Raw genomic sequence first — 15435 nt, forward strand, 5'->3', positions numbered from 1 at the left:
CTTGACCGCAGGGCGGGAGGAAGAACACCATGAGCACATGCCCGCCACCTCGGAAAGCACGCCTGTCCGGTGGCACGGCCGCGCCTCCAAGCGGTCGGTCGGGGAAGGCACCGTGGAGCTCCTGCTGCGCCGCGGCCGCCTGGGCTCGCCCCCTGCCTGACGCGAGCCCGGCGTCCGAACCCCTCCGAAAACCCTTGGAGCACAACCATGTCCGTAGAGCTGCCTGCCCGGATTCAGCTGCGGGAGGCCATCGCACCCCCCGACGGCCTCCTCGAAGGCCCGCGCGTCCTGCACCGGAGTGAGAGCGAACCGTACGAACTCTTCCGGATCCGCCCGCTCGGCCGGGTGATCGGCGCCGAGATCGACGGCGTCGACCTCCGCCGCCCCGTCACCGCCGAGCTGCGCGAAGAGCTCAACCGCGCCCTGCTCGAGTGGAAGGTGATCTTCTTCCGCGACCAGGACATCACCTCCGCGCAGCAGCGCGCGTTCGCCGCGAACTGGGGCGCGCTGGAGACCAACCCGTTCATCCCCAAGGGCGATGACGACGCTGTCACGCGCTTCGAGCGCACCGCCGCCATGCCCGGCTACGAGAACATCTGGCACGTCGACGTCACCTGGCGGCCCAACCCGGCGCTCGGCTCGGTGCTGCGGCTGATCGAGGTGCCGCCCGTCGGCGGCGACACGATGTGGGCCGACATGGCCGCCGCCTACGACAACCTGCCCGAGGACGTCCGCGCCCGCATCGACGGGCTCACCGCGGTCCACGACTACCTCCCCGGCTTCGACCGGTTCTCGGATCCCGCGCTCCTCGCGCAGTGGCAGGACGAGTTCCCGCCGGTCGAGCACCCGGTGGTCCGGACGCACCCGGAGACCGGGCGGCGCACCCTGTTCGTCAACCAGGCGTTCACCACGCACATCGTCGGGATGGACCGCGCCGAGAGCGACCGGCTGTTGCGGTACCTCTTCCTGCAGGCGCACACGCCCGAGTTCCAGGTCCGGTTCGGCTGGCGGCCGAACTCGGTGGCCTTCTGGGACAACCGCGCCACGCAGCACTACGCGGTCAACGACTACCACCCGCACGTCCGGATCGCGGAGCGCGTCGCCATCGCGGGCGACCGGCCGTTCTGACCCTTAGCCTGGGGGCATGACCGATGAACCCCAGGCAGTGGTGACCGGTTTCCTGAAGGCCCTCGAAGACCTCGACATCGACCGAGCGCTGACGTTCGCGGCGAGCGACATCGTGTACCAGAACGTGCCGTTGCCGCCCGCCCGCGGCGTCGCGGCGGTCGAAAAACAGCTGCGGCTGATGGCCCGGTTCGGCTCCGGGTTCGAGGCGCGGACGCACCACATCGCCTCGGACGGCAACGTCGTGCTCACCGAACGCACCGACGTGCTGCGCCGCGGCGCGTGGGAAGCTGAGTTCTGGGTGTGCGGCACGTTCGAGGTCGAAGCCGGTCGGATCGTGCTGTGGCGCGACTACTTCGACTGGACGACGGTCTTGGCCGCGAGCGCGAAGGGCGCCGGGCGGGTCGCACTCGCCGGCGCGCGCACGCTTATCGGCCGCTACAAGGCGAAGCAGGCTGTGCGCTAGACGCGGTGTTCGCCGCGGTCGTGGTCCCGAAGGTCCACGACCGCGGCTATCCCCAGCACCAGCACGAACACGCAACTGAGAACAATCAGCCCCCACATGATGGTTCTCCCTCCCCCGCGTGTTCGTGCTGGTCGAGAGCTGTCTAAAAGTGGTCTGTGCCACTTTTCCGGCGGCTCACGCAGACCGTACCGCCGCTTCACGCGGGTTGTTCCGGGTCTTAGGGAGCATTTAAGGCAGATGCGCCGGATGGGTGACAGTCGCGCCGCGTCCTGTAACAGCTCGCACGCGATCAGTTACGTGCCAACGCTTACCGATGCTATTCCGTCCCGGATGGAGACGGACGTCGAGCGCCGAGCCGAGAGATCCGCGACGTACTGCAGGACTTTGCCCGCTTCGTCCCCGGCGAGCGGTACGCACTCGTTGTCGGCGTCGCGTCGCACGGGGATGAGCTCGAGCCGGGGTTCGTCGCCGAACATGCAGCCGGCCAGCAGCCCGTCGACGTGCCGCCCGCGCATCGCCGGCCAGTCGAAGACGAGGTTGCCGAGGCTGTAGAGGATCGGACGGCCGCGGTGGACCTCGACGGCCTGGATCGTGTGCGGCCCGTGCCCCGCGACCAGGTCGGCGCCGGCGTCGATCACGGCGCGGCCGTAGGCGACCTGGTACTCGGCCAGTTCGGGGCCCGGCAGGCCCCAGTGCATCGAGACGACGACGTGGTCGTGGGCCGCCTTGGCCTGCTTGACGTCGGCGACCAGCCGGTCGAGGTGTTCGGGCACCGGCGACGTGCGCACCAGCGGCGGGCGGCCCGGGATCTCCGCGACGCGCGGATCGGGCTGGTAGGCCGTGGTCGCAAACGCTTGCGCGACGCCGGGAAAGTCCAGATGCGAGCCGTAGGGGCGAAGTGACGTGTACGCGAGGAAGGCGACCTTCTCCCCGGCCCGTTCGAGCACCGCGGGTGCGTGCGCGGCGGCGAGGTCCGGGCCGGCGCCGCAGTGCGCGATCCCGGCCTGGTCGAGGACCGGGAGGGTGGCCGGCACGGTGAGGTCGTTGGCGCACGAGACGACGTCGATGCCTGCCGACGTCAGCGCTTCGGCCGCGGGCGCGTCGAGGGGTCCTTCGAGGTTCGCGAACCGGACATCGGCGCCCTTGAGCAGCGGTTCCAGTCGCTCGAACGCCGTCGACGGCTTCGCGCGGCCCTGAACGTTGACGTCTCCGCCGAGTACCAGCGTGATCACAAAACCTGCTCTGCCGAAAGAGTGACGACGAAAGTAGTTGTTACGAATCGTTGCACCTTTGTCTTCCTCCTCCTCATCTGTTCGGGGGACTATGCCACGACTGTTCAAGCACAAAGGGGACTCAGGGTGATCAAGACCCACAGAGCCAAGACCGCGCTGACGGTGGCCGTCGCGTCCGGCTTGGTGCTCGGCGGAGTGGCCGCACCGGCCGCCTTCGCGGCACCGAGCGCCGACGCGGTCATCGCCGAGGTCTACGGCGGTGGCGGCAACTCCGGCGCCACGTTGACCAACGACTTCGTCGAGCTCGCCAACCACGGTACTGCCGCCACGAGCGTCGACGGCTTCAGCGTCCAGTACCTGCCCGGCTCGCCGAGCGCGTCCAGCACCTGGCAGGTGACGCAGCTGGCCGGCAGCGTCGCGCCGGGCGGGCGTTACCTCGTGGCCGAGGGCAAGGGTTCCGGGGGAACCGTTGCCCTGCCGACGCCGGACGCCACCGGCACGATCGCGATGTCCGCGACCGCGGGCACGATCGCCCTCGTCTCCGGGACGACCGCGCTGACCTGCAAGACCGCCGCGGACTGCGCCGCCGACCCGAGGATCAAGGACCTCGTCGGGTTCGGCACGGCGACCGTGCGCGAAGGCGCCCCGACGGCCGCGCCGGCCAACGCGACGTCCGTCGCGCGCGGCGCGTCCCTGGTGGACACCGACGACAACGCCACCGACTTCACCGTCGGCGACCCGACGCCGACCAACACCAAGGGTGAGACGACCGGCGGCGGCGATCCCGGCGAACCGGGCACCCCGGCGAAGATCCACGAAATCCAGGGCACCACGCGCATTTCGCCGTTCAAGGACAAGAAGGTCAGCGACGTCACCGGCGTCGTCACCGCGACCAGGACGTTCGGCTCGGTGCGCGGCTTCTGGATCACCGACCCGAACCCGGACAACGACCCGCGCACCAGCGAGGGCCTGTTCGTGTTCACCGGCTCGACGAGCCCGGCCGTCGCGGTCGGCGACGCGGTGACCGCGGCCGGCACCGTCCGCGAGTTCTACCCGGACGCGCCGGCGACGTCGAACTACCAGTCGCTCACCGAGCTGGGCAGTGCACAGTGGACGGTCGGCTCGCACGGGAACGCGCTGCCGGCGCCGACCGTGCTCAACCCCGACACCGTGCCGGTTGCCTACGCGCCCGCGCCCGGCGGCAACATCGAGTCGCTCCCGCTGGAGCCGGCGAAGTACGCGCTGGACTTCTGGGAGTCGCACGAGAGCGAGATCGTTTCGGTGAGCGACGCTCGGGTCGTGGGCCCGTCGAACTCGTTCAACGAGCTGTACGTGACGACCAAGCCGGACCAGCACAAGTCGGTTCGCGGCGGCAGCGTCTACCTGGGTTACGACCAGCTGAACAGCGGCGTGCTCAAGGTGTCCTCGCTGATCCCGTTCGACCAGCGGCCGTTCCCGAAGCTCAACGTCGGTGACGTGCTGACCGGCACGTCGTCGGGCCCGGTCGAGTACAGCAACTTCGGTGGCTACACGCTGTTCGCCAGCGTGCTCGGCACCGAAAAGGACAACGGGCTGCAGGGCGAGACCACGCGCAAGCAGCGTTCGGGCGAGCTCGCTGTCGCGACGTACAACGTCGAGAACCTGGCGCCCGGTGACCCGCAGGCGAAGTACGACCGGCTCGGCGAGGCGATCGTGACGCACCTGGCGACGCCGGACATCGTGAACCTGGAAGAGATCCAGGACAACACGGGCGCGACCGACGACGGCACGGTGGCGGCGGACCAGACACTGCAGAAGTTCACCGACGCCATCGTCGCCAAGGGCGGCCCGCGCTACCAGTGGCGTTCGATCGACCCGGTGAACGACCAGGACGGCGGCCAGCCGGGCGGCAACATCCGGGTGGCGTTCCTGTTCAACCCGGCGCGCGTGTCCTTTGTGGACAAGCCGGGTGGGACGTCGACCGCTTCGGTGGGCGTCGTCCGTGACCACGGCAAGGCGCACCTGACGGCGTCGCCGGGCCGCGTCGACCCGGCGAACGAAGCCTGGGAGGCCAGCCGGAAGCCGCTGGCCGGCGAGTTCGTCTTCAAGGGCCGCACGGTGTTCGTCATCGCCAACCACTTCAACTCCAAGGGCGGTGACCAGCCGACGCACGGCCGGTTCCAGCCGCCGGTGCGCAGTTCCGAGGTGCAGCGGGCGAAGCAGGCCACGGTGCTGCGCGGGTTCGTCGATTCGTTGCTGGCGGCTGACAAGAGCGCCAACATCGTCGTGGCGGGTGACCTGAACGACTACCCGTTCTCGCCCGCAGTCCAGACGCTGACCGCCGGTGGCGCGCTGAAGGACCTGATCGCGTCGGTGCCCGAGGCGGAGCGGTACAGCTACGTGTTCGAGGGTCAGTCGCAGGTGCTGGACCACATCCTGGCGTCGAAGGCGCCGCGCGGGGTGGACTACGACGTCGTCCACATCAACGCGGAGTTCGCCGACCAGGCCAGCGACCACGACCCGCAGGTGATCCGGTTCCGGCCGAGCACCGGCAACGCGATCCAGGACGCGTTGTACGACCTGCTCGACTACCTGGAGCAGGTGCTGGGCAAGTACTTCCCGTAAGTCTCACTGTTCAAGGCCACCACCGGGCATCGTCCGGTGGTGGCCTTTTCTTTGTGCCACACCATCGGGTGACAGGGAAACCGCAGCGCGTTCGCCGCCGTCTTTACTGGTGACGGGACCACAGGGGAGGGTGGCGTGGACGGATACGCGGTGAAGGCCGACGAGCTGGGCAAGCTCATCGGTGACCTCGACACGGCAGCGGGCCGGATGGCCGACGCGAACAGGAAGCTGGGCGGCGGCGGAGCGTTCGGGTCGCTGGGGACGGCGGAGCTGGGCCAGGCGGGGGTCTCCTTCGAGGAGGCCTGGGGCTATGGGATCGGTCGGCTCGGTGAGGCGGCTTCGGACATTACTGAGCGGCTGAAGCAGGCGAAGCAGAAGTACGAGCAGATCGAAGCGGAGTTCGGCGGCGAGCTGAAGAAGTTCGGCTCGATGGTGATGGGCGACGACGACCCGACTGTGCCCCACGGGCGGCGGGGCGACTACCCGCGGGTCGGCCGGCCGAGCGGAAGCCCGCCCGGCGGCTCGTTCGGCAACGTGCTGGGCGACGACGGCATGGTCGGCGGGGGAGTCACCGGCGGCGTGCCGGGCATCAACGACCAGGCCGGACGCGCGGATCCCGGCGGCGGCATGGTCGGCGACGGCGCGACCGGCGGCATCGCCGACATCCTGGACGGGCGCGACCGATGAGCACACGCGACTTCCCGGCCCTGGGCTTCGACCCGGCTCCGGGCGACCTGGACGGCGTCACCGATCTGGCCGGCAAGTACCGCGCGGTGAGCACCGACCTGACCGAGGCCGACGACTCGCTGCGGCAGATCGTCCGGAAGCAGGGCATCTGGCAGGGCGAAGCGAGCGACGCCTTCGCGCGGCGCATCGGCCCGCTGCCGCAGTACCTCGAGGGCGCGGCGAGGTCGATGAGTCAGGCGGCGGACGCGCTGGAGAGCTGGTCCCGAGACCTCGGTGACCTGCAGAAACGCGCAGCCGACCTGGAGGCACGGGCCGAGGCAGCGGCCAAGGCGGCTGAGGCAGCACGGGCGAACCCGGACCTCGCGCTCGCCAACCGGACGTTCCCCGACCAGCAGTCGCTGCAGATCGCGCAACGCCTGCTGGACGACGCGGGCCGGCAGCTCCAGTCCGCCATCGACGGCTGCCAGAACGTCCAAGACGCGGCGAAGCAGCTCCAGCAGGAGCACACGGAGGCAGCGGGCCGCGTCGCAGAGGCGCTCCTGAAGGCGAAGGAGCTGGCTCCGGACGAGCCGGACGTCCTCGACGAGCTGAGCGACGCCGTCGGCGGCGCCCTGTCCGACTTGGCGAACACCCTCGCCGATGGAGTGGACGACGCGTGGGACTTCGTCCAGGATCACGCGGAGCTGATCTCGAAGCTTTCGGACGTCGTGGGCGACATCGGCAACGGCCTCGGCGTCCTGAGCGACGCTCTCCCCTCGCCGGCCAGTGAGGTCACGAGCCTCGTCGCCACCACCTTCGGTCTGGGCGCGCTCAGCGGTCACGTGGTCGCGAAGGCGGCCGGGGCCGAGGTGGCTCCTGAGACGCTGGCCTTCGACGTGGCCGGTGCGGTCACTTCGCTGGCCGGGATCAACCCGATGATGCCGGACAGCGTGATCAAGGTCGCGACTTACGGCGCCCTGGTCGGCCAGGCAGGAGGAGAAGTCGCGAAGGGTGCTGACTTCGAGAGCCCCTGGGACGACTTCCAGAACTATTGGGTGCCCAAGGACATGGGCCAGGCGGCGGTGGTCGCCGGCACGCTCGTCGCCGGGCCGGCGCCGTGGGCGGTGGTGGCGCTGGGCAATGCGGCCGATGCGGGAATGCGGGCCGACGACGCGCCGGCGCGTCGGCGGGAGCGGGCGGAAGACGAGGTGTGGGGCTGATGCCGCTGCAGATCGACCTGCCTCCCGGGTTCGCCGGGATGCCGGTGGGCACCGACGACAAGATGAACCGCGGCCACGCCTGGACCATCGCCGAAAGCCTGGCGTCCGGGACGTCCGTCGAGGAGTTCGGCCGCTACCTGATGGCGCTCGTCCCGGCGATGCGGGCGAACGGCATCCGCGTCTTCGGCAAGTTCGCCGTCGGCCGGCGCAAGGGTGACGTCGCGACCTTGACGCTCGGCGTCGCCCAGTGGCCGGAGACCGCGCCTGGCAGCCGAGACGCCTTAGTGGCGGCGATGGCCGAGCAGTACCGGAGCCGGCACAAGCTCGCGGCGGTGCGGCCGGTTCGGCTCCCGATCGGCCCGGCCATCGTGGCCTTCAGCGGCGGCGAGTTCCACCTGCCCGACGACGACGTCCGCACCCAGATCAAGGCGGAGTACCAGATCCCGCTGCCGGACGGCCGGTCCGTGGTGATCCTGTCGGTGGTGGCGGAGTCCGAAGACGCCTGGCCCGCGGTCGCCGAGGCGACGGCGAAGGTCGCTTGGAGTCTCCGCAGCGAGGAGACGACGTGAGTGAAATGGTGCTGGCGGCCGGCTCCAGTCGATCGGCGACGGATTGGCTGACCCTCGCGCTGTTCGGCGCGGTGGCCGTCGGAGGTCTGACGCTCACCGTCGTTCGTGTGGCTCGATCGATGAAGCCGCGCAAAAAACAGATGGCGAAGCTGGCCGCCGAACTGAACGGCCGGCAGCAGGTCTACATCAGGATGATCGAAAACGGTCTCGCCATCGACGACCTCGCCTGGGTCGCACGTAGTCGCGGGTACAGCCTGATCGTCCACCGGCACTTGAAGTACTACGAATTCGTATACACCCCGTACCAGCCCGGGAGGGTGGCATGAGCGACAACCCGCGGCTGATCGACGAAATGCGGTGGCAGCTCAAGCAGATCGACGACCGCAAGGCCGAGAACCGGCGCCTCCTCGCGGGCATCGCCGGGAGCAACCACACCACCGTCACCTCGCCGGATCGGTCCGTCACCGTGCTCGCCGGGCCCGGTGGCGTCGTCAGCGAAGTGCGGCTCGCGCCCGAAGCCATGCGCCTCGACGCCGGCACGCTCAGCCGGACCATCACCGCCGTCGTCCGGGAGGCGGTCGTCGCGACCGGGCAGCTTGGCGAGAAGCTGCCGGTCAGGCAAGCGCCGCAACGCAAGCCGACACCGGCGGTCGACGACGAGCCCTACGGCACGGTCTTCGATGTCTAGACCGGCGGCGGCTGCTCGCCGCGCTTCGAAGCCGCTCGCTTGGCGCGCCAGCCCAGGGCCAGCACCGCCTGGACCAGCTCCTGGTAACTGGGCTTGACCTCCTCGAGGTACCGCTCCAGATACGCCGGGCGCGCCGTCAGGACCGGGCGGGGCTCGTCGCCCGGGTCCAGCCAGAGCAGGCCCTGGATGTTGTGCAGCGCCATCTTCCACCAGCGGGTCGCGCGCTCGGCCGCGCGAGCCTCGCGCTCCTTCGCCGTCTCGATGGCGTTCTGGGCTTCCTCGATCTGCCCGGCCAGCTCCTCGGCGCGCGCCAGCTCCCAGGCGCGCAGGTTCTCCGCCGAGCCGCGGGAGAGGGCGATGATTTCCTTGTACCGCATGGCCGCGGTGGCGCCGTCGTCGGTCACAGTGCGTTCTCCGGACGCTGGAACGGGATGATCACTTCGGGGGCGCCGTGGGTCGTGCGGTCGAAGAACAACGCGCGGCCCGGACGCGGTGACCAGTGCACCACCTGGCCCGCCGCGAACGGCGCCAGCTCGTTGCCCTGGACGTCGAGCGCCGCCCACGTGCCGATGTCGTCGGTGCCCGCGAAGCCCAGCGTGTCCTTCAACCGGGCGATGCTGCGCCACCAGCCGATCGTGTGGACCCCGTGGCTCGGGCCCTGCTTCAGCACCATCCGCAGGTGGTCGAGGCCGCTCTTCAGCTGCCCGACGGCCTTGACCTCCAACGTCGGCAGCGCCGCGTCGACCCCGTACAGGAGCAGGACTTTCGCGCCGCCGGACAGTGCGCCGGTCATCGACTCCAGCACGCCGGTCAGGTCTTCCACCAGCGTGGCCGCGTGGCCGTCGGCGCGCAGCCGCTCGGTCAGCTCCAGCGCCGCCGGGGCGCAGGCCTCGATCGGGCAGCTCAGCACGAACTCGATTTCGCCGGGCTCGTACTGCTTCGACAGCGAGCGCGCCGCCGAGTCCATGATGGACAACGCTTCGGCGGTGGCCGAGCCGAGCACCGCGACGTTGCGGCCCGGCGCCCGCGGCAGCTCCACGCCGCACGCGGCCTCGGTGACGTCGATCGACTGGCCCAGCAGCGCCCGCGGCCGCGAGCTCGGCTTCAGGTCCAGGTACGCCGGGAACTGTTCCAGCACCGGCGAATGCGCCCCGTCGAACAGGCGCGGGCGCGGGAAGCGGCCCGCGTACTCCTCCCACAACCGGTGCTGCAGCTTGACGAACACGTTCTTGCTGCTCGCGTCCGGGATGTGGGCCAGCTGGTTGCCGTGCGCGACGCCGGAGTCGTGGTTGATCACCCCGTGCCACTTCGGGGCCGACACCGCCGCGTTGTTCGTCTCGGCCAGCACGCGCCGCGCCTTCGGCATCGCGATGCGCAGCGTGCACTGCTCGAACACCGCCGGCTTGCCCCAGAACGCCTCGATGCCGGCGACGTCCTGGCTGGCCAGCACCATGTGGATGCCCTGCGACCGGCCGCGCCGCGCGATGTCCTCCAGCAGCTGTGTGGCCGTGGCCGTCACCTGGTCGCGGCCCGCGAACAGGTACTGGAACTCGTCGATCACCGCGACGATCCGCGGCCAGTGCCCGCCGGGGTCGGCTTCGCGGAGGTCGGCGAGGTTCGTGACCTCGTGCTCCTTCGCGGCCGCGGACCGGCGCCGCAGCTCGTCGGCCAGGTACCGCAGCAGCGCCAGGCCGAACTCGCGGTCGGTGTTGACGTTGACGCCGACGAGCCGAGCGTGCGGCAGCCAGCTCGCGTCCTTGCGCCCCGGTGCCAGCCCGGCGAACGAGACGCCTTCCTTGAAGTCCAGCAGGTACAGCGCCAGCTCGTCCGGTGTGTACCGCGCCGCGAGACTGCCGAGCAGCGCGTACAGGAAGTTCGTCTTGCCCGAACCGGACGGTCCGCCGATCAGGGCGTGCGGGCTCGCGTCGCCGATGACGACCTCGACCGGCTCGCCCTCGAAGAACCCGACCGGCGCGCGCAGCTCCCGGGCCGAGCTCTCCTGCCCGATCTCTGTGGGCATCAGGTCGTCGAACGACCGCGGCCCGCCCTGCTTGGCGATCAGCGCCGCGGCGATCCGGTCGGCGGCGCGGATGACCTGCCCGGACGGCATCGGCGGATCGAGGGTGACGACCAGGTCGGTACCGGTCATGCTGCTGATCGCCTGCCGGTCGTCGATCAGGCTGAGCGTCTCGACCGACGCGCTCACGGCGGTCGGGACGTCGATCATGATCAGGCAGATCCCGGCGGCCAGCGCTCCACTCGCGACGCGTTTGAGGTCGCGGGCGCGCTCCGGCTCGAGGGTTTCGCCGTTGCCGTACAACACGACGATGCGGAACGGCTCGACCCGCTCCTGCCGGTCGATGCGCAGCTCCCGCAGCGACGTGTGTCCCGCCTGCATGCCGGTCGCGTGGATGCGGCGGATGTGCCCGGCCAGCTCGTCGAGGAGGTCCTCGAGCCGGCCCGGGTCGTACAGGGAAAGCGCGCTCGTGCGGCTCAGCGGGTAGAGGTCGGGCAGGATCGCGGTCAGCTGCCCGATGTCCCACAGGTGCACGCGCACCGCGCCGGGTTCGAACGTCGAAAGCACGCGGATCAGCAGGTTCTGCACGATGCCGTCGATGGTGGGCCGCGTCTTCGGCGCCGACGTGATCGCCAGGTGCGACTCGTCGAGCAGCGGGACCGCGACGTCGAACGTGCGGGTGGCGTCGCCGCCGGCGGCCGTCGCGGAGCCGACGCGCCACAGTCCGGGCGAGGTGATGCCGGCGTTGTGGCCGACGCGCCCGAGCCAGTCACCCGGCGGCAGCCCGGCCGCGCCGGGTGCGTTCTGCGAGACGAGTTCGCGCAGCGTCGTGGGTCCGTTGCCCCAGTCGGTGTAGAAAGCGCTTCGCACGCTGCCGAGCCCGCCGAACACTTCGTGCGCGGCGGGGTGCCGGGACCACTCGTTCTGCTGCTCGGCACTCGCGTGGTTCATGCCGACGCGGACGATGTCGCGCTCCAGCTCGAGTTTGGCGAGGTCGGCCTCCGCGGCTTGGCGCGCCCCGGCCGCCGCACCCAGGACCAGCCCGATCTGGTGGCGGACCCGGTCGAGGGCGGTTTCGACCCGGTTGCGTTGCTCGGCTGACTTGTTGGCCATCGGCGTCCCCAAGAAAAGGTGTCCCCAAAAGGATTACAGGCGCGACCGGTATCCGCTCACCAGATCTTCGGCAGCGGCCAGCCGGACGAGGAGCTGGTCCAGCCCCTCGCCGGCCTGCGCGTACTGCGAAGGCAGCCAGGGATCGGCCTTGGCCTGGGCGTCCACGAGCGCTTGCCGGGCTTCCCCGAGCAGGCTTGTGGCCCGCTCGGAGTGGGCGCGCGCGTCGGCGAGCCCGGCCACGACGGCGGTGAGCAGCTGGTGGAGTTCGGCAAGCGTCATCCGGCTAGAGACGCGCCGAGTAGGAGTCGGCGGAGGAAATGCTTGCTTGAACCGTGCTCTGCAAGCCGTTGATGCCTTGCAGAGCCTCCGCCAGCAACCCGTGCGCCTGGCTCACTTCGTGCTGGCTGCTGCCTTGCGTCGCTTGTGCGAGCGACTGCTGGGCTTCTTCGAGAGACTGCGCTGCCTGCTGCAGGGCGGCGATGCTCGCGGACGCCTTTTCATTGGCGAGCGCGATGCCAGCGCGGATCTCTTCGACTCCGGCCATCGGGCCTCTACTCCTCGGTCGTACGGGGGCGGATATCTATTGAAACAGATCCAACGACTCAGCGTGATCATCTGATTGTGCGGAGTGATCACGGGCTTGGAATCAGCAAGGCCCCGGACGTGGGACGTCCGGGGCCGGGCCGATCACGGTGCGTGCCGGGGTTGACCTGGCACGGATCTCGCACACTGAAGTCGCTGGCCAGCGCTACCCCAGGTCAGAGCGGTTTTCGTGCCACTGCTGGCCTTTCTGGAAGCGTCGGGCTCGGGTTGGGGTGAGACTAGCGCGACCGGAGCAACGGGCTGCGGTCAGCCCTGCTCGTAACTCCCTGTGGGCGAACAGATTTGTCCGGCAATCGCTCGAAAGACATTTCACATTTCGGGCAGCGCGGGCCCGGACGAGCGGCGCGGCCGCATCCGCACGGGCAAGTGCTCGTGCGAGCCGGATTCGGGACAGGCCACGGACTTCCGGAGCGGAACGACGAAACGCCGGGCGCGCGGCCCGGCGTTTCGCCTGTTCAAGTGCGGAGGATACAGGATTCGAACCTGCGAGGGCGTGAACCCAACACGCTTTCCAAGCGTGCGCCTTAGGCCGCTCGGCCAATCCTCCGCAGGAGACGATACCGGATGGCCGTCCCGGGACCTGAAGGTGGGTCTCAGCCGTTGGCGGCCGGCGGTGCCGCGACGACGTCGGCCACCACGCACGTGATGTTGTCCGGGCCGCCGCCTTCGTTGGCCAGGCGGATCAGCTCCGGGATCACGTCGGCCGGGTCCGGGATCGCCGCCAGGATGTCGCGCATGGTGGCTTCGGTCACCGGGCCGCTCAGTCCGTCCGAACAGAGCAGGTAGCGGTCGCCCGGCTTCGCCTTGAACGTCCAGATGTCGGGGTCGCTGGAGCCCGTCGTCTGCAGGGCCTTCATCAGCAGCGACCGCCGCGGGTGCGTGGCCGCGTCCTCGGCCGCGACCCGGCCGTCCTCGACCAGGGCCTGCACGAGTGTGTGGTCGCGGGTCAGGCGCCGCAGGTCGCCTTCGCGCAGCAGGTACCCGCGGGAGTCGCCGATGTGGGCCGCCGCGAACTCGACGCCGTCGAACATCAGGACCGTCAGCGTCGTGCCCATGCCCGCGGTGGTCGGCTCGTTCGAGGCGACCTCCGTCAGTCTTTCGTCGATCGACTTGACCACGCCGGCCAGCGTCGCGGCCAGGTCGACGTCCGTGAGGTCCATCCGCCGGAGGTCGACGTCGAGCTCGCGCAGCACGTCGACCGCGGTCGCGCTGGCGACTTCGCCGTGCGGCTGGCCACCGATGCCGTCGGCGACGGCGAGCAGGCGGGAACTCGCGTACAGCGAGTCCTCGTTGACCTGGCGTCGCTTGCCGACGTCCGACCCCGCGGCGTACCGGAGGACGTACCGATCGTGTGTCATGCACCCATGAAAGCATTGGTTGACTGAGTTCACAAGCAACTCGGCTGAATGGAGCACTCTCCGATAGAGTTCCCGCCATGGACGACGACGCCACGGTCAGCGCGGCCGACATCGCGCGGCTCGCCGGGGTCGGCCGGGCCGCGGTGAGCAACTGGCGCCGTCGCTACCCGGACTTCCCCCCGCCCGTCGGCGGCACGGCGTCGAGCCCGTTGTTCGGCCTGTCCGCCGTCACCGGCTGGTTCCGCGCCCGCGGCAAGAAGTTCGAGCTGTCCGCGGGCGAACGCGCGTGGCAGCGCCTGCGCGCGCTGGGCGACGACCTCGACCTCGCCGAGCGCGTGAGCCGCGCGGGTGCCTTCTTCGCCTTCCAGGCCGGGATCCTCGGCACCTTCGACAGCAGGCTCGACGACCCCGAGCTGATCACCCTGCTCAGCGAGATGACGCACCGGGCCGGGCCGGTCGAGTCGTTCGAACTGTTGTGCCGCCGGTACTTCGAGGCGCATTCACGGCGGTTGTCGGCCACACCGGAGCCGGTCGCCGAGCTGATGGCCCGGCTCGCCGGCCCGGTCTCGGCGATCCTCGACCCCGCGTGCGGCTTCGGCGCGCTCGCGCTGGCGAGCGGCGCGAAAACCGTGCTGGGGCAGGACAGTGACCCGATGACGGCGTCGATCGCGACGTCGCGCCTGCGGCTGCGCGGCATCGAAACCGAGGTCTACGCGGTCGACGCGCTGCGCGAAGACGCCTTCGCCGGCCGGACGGCCGAAGCCGTGCTGTGCGACCCGCCGTTCAACGAACGGGCCTGGGGGCACGACGAGCTCGTCGGCGACGCGCGCTGGGAGTACGGCCTGCCACCGCGCGGCGAGCCCGAGCTCGCGTGGGTGCAGCACTGCCTCGCCCACGTCGAACCCGGTGGTGCGGTGGCGATCCTGATGCCGGGCGCGGCGGCCGGGCGGCGCAGCGGCAAGCGCATCCGCGGCAACCTGCTGCGCGCGGGCGCGGTCCGCGCGGTCGTCACGCTGACGCCGGCCGGCCCCGACCTCTGGCTGCTGCGGCGGCCGGAGCCCGGGCAGCGCCCGCCGTCCACCGTGCTGCTGGCCGAGGCGGGCGACAATCTGTCCACTGTGGACGAAATGTGGCAGGAGTTCCGCGAGCACCCCGAGTCCGGCGTCCGGATCATCGACCTGCTCGACGACGACGTCGACCTCACGCCGGCCCGGCGCCGTGGCCGCGACGAGGACGTCGGCCAGGCGTTCCAGGCCGTGCGGGGCCGGTTCGCCGAACTGGCGCCGCGGCTGCCGCCCCTCGAAGCCGCCGACGGCGAACCGGCGTTCACGACGATCGGCGAGCTGGTCAAGGCCGGGGTGGTCGAGGTCCGGCACGCGGCCCGCGCCGACGCCGAGCACCCGACGGCCGACGACGGTGACGTGGTCGCGTCCGTGACCGGGGTCGCGTACGTCCACAGTGGACCACCGGAGGCGGTTGGTCCGGGGCTTACGGTGTACCGCGTCGACCCGGATCGGCTGGACGCGGACTTCCTGGCCGGCTGCCTGCGCGCGGCCGACCTGCCCGCCGCGTCCGCGTCGACCCGGATCGACGGGCGGCGCGTGCGGATCCCGCGCGTCCCGAACGACGTCCAGCGCGAGTACGGCCGGGTCTTCCGGAACCTGGCGGAATTCGACGCCGTCCTGCGCGAGACGGCGGAAACGGGCCGTGAGCTGGTGAGGCTAGGCTTCGCTGGACTTGTCGAAGGACGGCTCCGCCCAGGAGGCGGATAGGG

15 protein-coding genes and 1 tRNA gene are annotated in these 15435 nt (G+C 70.4%); 9 read left to right on the top strand and 7 right to left on the bottom strand.

Annotated features, from left to right (window positions below):
* Positions 1-207 precede the first annotated feature (207 nt).
* Together ACZ7PG_RS20230 and ACZ7PG_RS20235 are read left to right on the top strand one after the other, a co-directional pair.
* On the top strand, positions 208-1128 hold the full coding sequence (locus ACZ7PG_RS20230; protein WP_470240549.1) for a TauD/TfdA dioxygenase family protein: 921 nt from the start codon (positions 208-210) through the stop codon (positions 1126-1128).
* Positions 1129-1144: 16 nt separating this feature from the next.
* Positions 1145-1591, top strand: a complete 447-nt coding sequence (locus ACZ7PG_RS20235) for a limonene-1,2-epoxide hydrolase family protein (protein ID WP_470240550.1) — start codon at positions 1145-1147, stop codon at positions 1589-1591.
* 293 nt (positions 1592-1884) lie between these two features.
* On the opposite strand, the gene ACZ7PG_RS20240 is transcribed toward ACZ7PG_RS20235, so the two are convergent.
* On the bottom strand, positions 1885-2823 hold the full coding sequence (locus tag ACZ7PG_RS20240; protein WP_470240551.1) for a CapA family protein: 939 nt from the start codon (positions 2821-2823) through the stop codon (positions 1885-1887).
* A gap of 126 nt (positions 2824-2949) precedes the next feature.
* Between ACZ7PG_RS20240 and ACZ7PG_RS20245 the strand changes: the two genes are divergently transcribed.
* The 6 genes from ACZ7PG_RS20245 (at position 2950) to ACZ7PG_RS20270 (ending at position 8570) form a co-directional block, all read left to right on the top strand.
* The gene (locus ACZ7PG_RS20245; RefSeq protein WP_470240552.1) at positions 2950-5427 is read left to right on the top strand and encodes an endonuclease/exonuclease/phosphatase family protein; all 2478 of its coding nucleotides are present in this window, start codon (positions 2950-2952) and stop codon (positions 5425-5427) included.
* A 135-nt stretch (positions 5428-5562) separates the two neighbouring features.
* The gene (locus tag ACZ7PG_RS20250) at positions 5563-6114 is read left to right on the top strand and encodes a hypothetical protein (RefSeq protein WP_470240553.1); all 552 of its coding nucleotides are present in this window, start codon (positions 5563-5565) and stop codon (positions 6112-6114) included.
* A complete protein-coding gene (locus tag ACZ7PG_RS20255) occupies positions 6111-7313 on the top strand; it encodes a putative T7SS-secreted protein (protein WP_470240554.1) in 1203 nt (400 codons plus the stop codon). The genes ACZ7PG_RS20250 and ACZ7PG_RS20255 overlap by 4 nt, the downstream gene beginning before the upstream one ends.
* Positions 7313-7882 carry a hypothetical protein gene (locus ACZ7PG_RS20260; RefSeq protein ID WP_470240555.1) on the top strand — a complete coding sequence of 190 codons (570 nt, stop codon included), beginning with the start codon at positions 7313-7315 and terminating at the stop codon, positions 7880-7882. The genes ACZ7PG_RS20255 and ACZ7PG_RS20260 overlap by 1 nt, the downstream gene beginning before the upstream one ends.
* Before the next feature lie 5 nt (positions 7883-7887).
* Positions 7888-8208, top strand: coding sequence for a hypothetical protein (locus tag ACZ7PG_RS20265; protein WP_470240816.1), 321 nt, complete (start codon positions 7888-7890; stop codon positions 8206-8208).
* The gene (locus ACZ7PG_RS20270) at positions 8205-8570 is read left to right on the top strand and encodes a YbaB/EbfC family DNA-binding protein (RefSeq protein ID WP_470240556.1); all 366 of its coding nucleotides are present in this window, start codon (positions 8205-8207) and stop codon (positions 8568-8570) included. The genes ACZ7PG_RS20265 and ACZ7PG_RS20270 overlap by 4 nt, the downstream gene beginning before the upstream one ends.
* Here the strand turns inward: ACZ7PG_RS20270 and ACZ7PG_RS20275 are convergent.
* The 6 genes from ACZ7PG_RS20275 to ACZ7PG_RS20300 all read right to left on the bottom strand — a co-directional run bounded on the left by ACZ7PG_RS20275 (position 8567) and on the right by ACZ7PG_RS20300 (position 13661).
* Positions 8567-8974 carry a hypothetical protein gene (locus ACZ7PG_RS20275; protein WP_470240557.1) on the bottom strand — a complete coding sequence of 136 codons (408 nt, stop codon included), beginning with the start codon at positions 8972-8974 and terminating at the stop codon, positions 8567-8569. The two genes, ACZ7PG_RS20270 and ACZ7PG_RS20275, sit on opposite strands and share 4 nt — an antisense overlap.
* Positions 8971-11700 carry an FtsK/SpoIIIE domain-containing protein gene (locus tag ACZ7PG_RS20280; protein ID WP_470240558.1) on the bottom strand — a complete coding sequence of 910 codons (2730 nt, stop codon included), beginning with the start codon at positions 11698-11700 and terminating at the stop codon, positions 8971-8973. The genes ACZ7PG_RS20275 and ACZ7PG_RS20280 overlap by 4 nt, the downstream gene beginning before the upstream one ends.
* 33 nt (positions 11701-11733) lie before the next feature.
* Positions 11734-11979 (bottom strand): hypothetical protein, encoded by a 246-nt coding sequence (locus tag ACZ7PG_RS20285; protein ID WP_125308449.1) that lies wholly within the window; start codon positions 11977-11979, stop codon positions 11734-11736.
* Positions 11980-11983: 4 nt separating this feature from the next.
* Positions 11984-12244, bottom strand: a complete 261-nt coding sequence (locus ACZ7PG_RS20290) for a hypothetical protein (RefSeq protein ID WP_003056176.1) — start codon at positions 12242-12244, stop codon at positions 11984-11986.
* Between the two features lie 521 nt (positions 12245-12765).
* Positions 12766-12850: transfer RNA gene (locus ACZ7PG_RS20295), tRNA-Ser, on the bottom strand.
* Positions 12851-12896: 46 nt separating this feature from the next.
* On the bottom strand, positions 12897-13661 hold the full coding sequence (locus ACZ7PG_RS20300) for a PP2C family protein-serine/threonine phosphatase (RefSeq protein WP_470240559.1): 765 nt from the start codon (positions 13659-13661) through the stop codon (positions 12897-12899).
* A 77-nt stretch (positions 13662-13738) separates the two neighbouring features.
* Between ACZ7PG_RS20300 and ACZ7PG_RS20305 the strand changes: the two genes are divergently transcribed.
* The gene (locus ACZ7PG_RS20305; RefSeq protein ID WP_470240560.1) at positions 13739-15433 is read left to right on the top strand and encodes an HsdM family class I SAM-dependent methyltransferase; all 1695 of its coding nucleotides are present in this window, start codon (positions 13739-13741) and stop codon (positions 15431-15433) included.
* Positions 15434-15435 lie beyond the last annotated feature (2 nt).

This window comes from Amycolatopsis sp. NPDC114504 (genome assembly GCF_055633595.1).

Bases quoted from the DNA above. Each gene is read 5' to 3' on its own strand.
- ACZ7PG_RS20300 (WP_470240559.1), bottom strand. From the start codon at position 13,661: ATGACACACGATCGGTACGTCCTCCGGTACGCCGCGGGGTCGGACGTC.
- ACZ7PG_RS20270 (WP_470240556.1), top strand. From the start codon at position 8,205: ATGAGCGACAACCCGCGGCTGATCGACGAAATGCGGTGGCAGCTCAAG.
- ACZ7PG_RS20305 (WP_470240560.1), top strand. From the start codon at position 13,739: ATGGACGACGACGCCACGGTCAGCGCGGCCGACATCGCGCGGCTCGCC.
- ACZ7PG_RS20285 (WP_125308449.1), bottom strand. From the start codon at position 11,979: ATGACGCTTGCCGAACTCCACCAGCTGCTCACCGCCGTCGTGGCCGGG.
- ACZ7PG_RS20260 (WP_470240555.1), top strand. From the start codon at position 7,313: ATGCCGCTGCAGATCGACCTGCCTCCCGGGTTCGCCGGGATGCCGGTG.
- ACZ7PG_RS20235 (WP_470240550.1), top strand. From the start codon at position 1,145: ATGACCGATGAACCCCAGGCAGTGGTGACCGGTTTCCTGAAGGCCCTC.
- ACZ7PG_RS20265 (WP_470240816.1), top strand. From the start codon at position 7,888: ATGGTGCTGGCGGCCGGCTCCAGTCGATCGGCGACGGATTGGCTGACC.
- ACZ7PG_RS20280 (WP_470240558.1), bottom strand. From the start codon at position 11,700: ATGGCCAACAAGTCAGCCGAGCAACGCAACCGGGTCGAAACCGCCCTC.
- ACZ7PG_RS20290 (WP_003056176.1), bottom strand. From the start codon at position 12,244: ATGGCCGGAGTCGAAGAGATCCGCGCTGGCATCGCGCTCGCCAATGAA.
- ACZ7PG_RS20255 (WP_470240554.1), top strand. From the start codon at position 6,111: ATGAGCACACGCGACTTCCCGGCCCTGGGCTTCGACCCGGCTCCGGGC.
- ACZ7PG_RS20230 (WP_470240549.1), top strand. From the start codon at position 208: ATGTCCGTAGAGCTGCCTGCCCGGATTCAGCTGCGGGAGGCCATCGCA.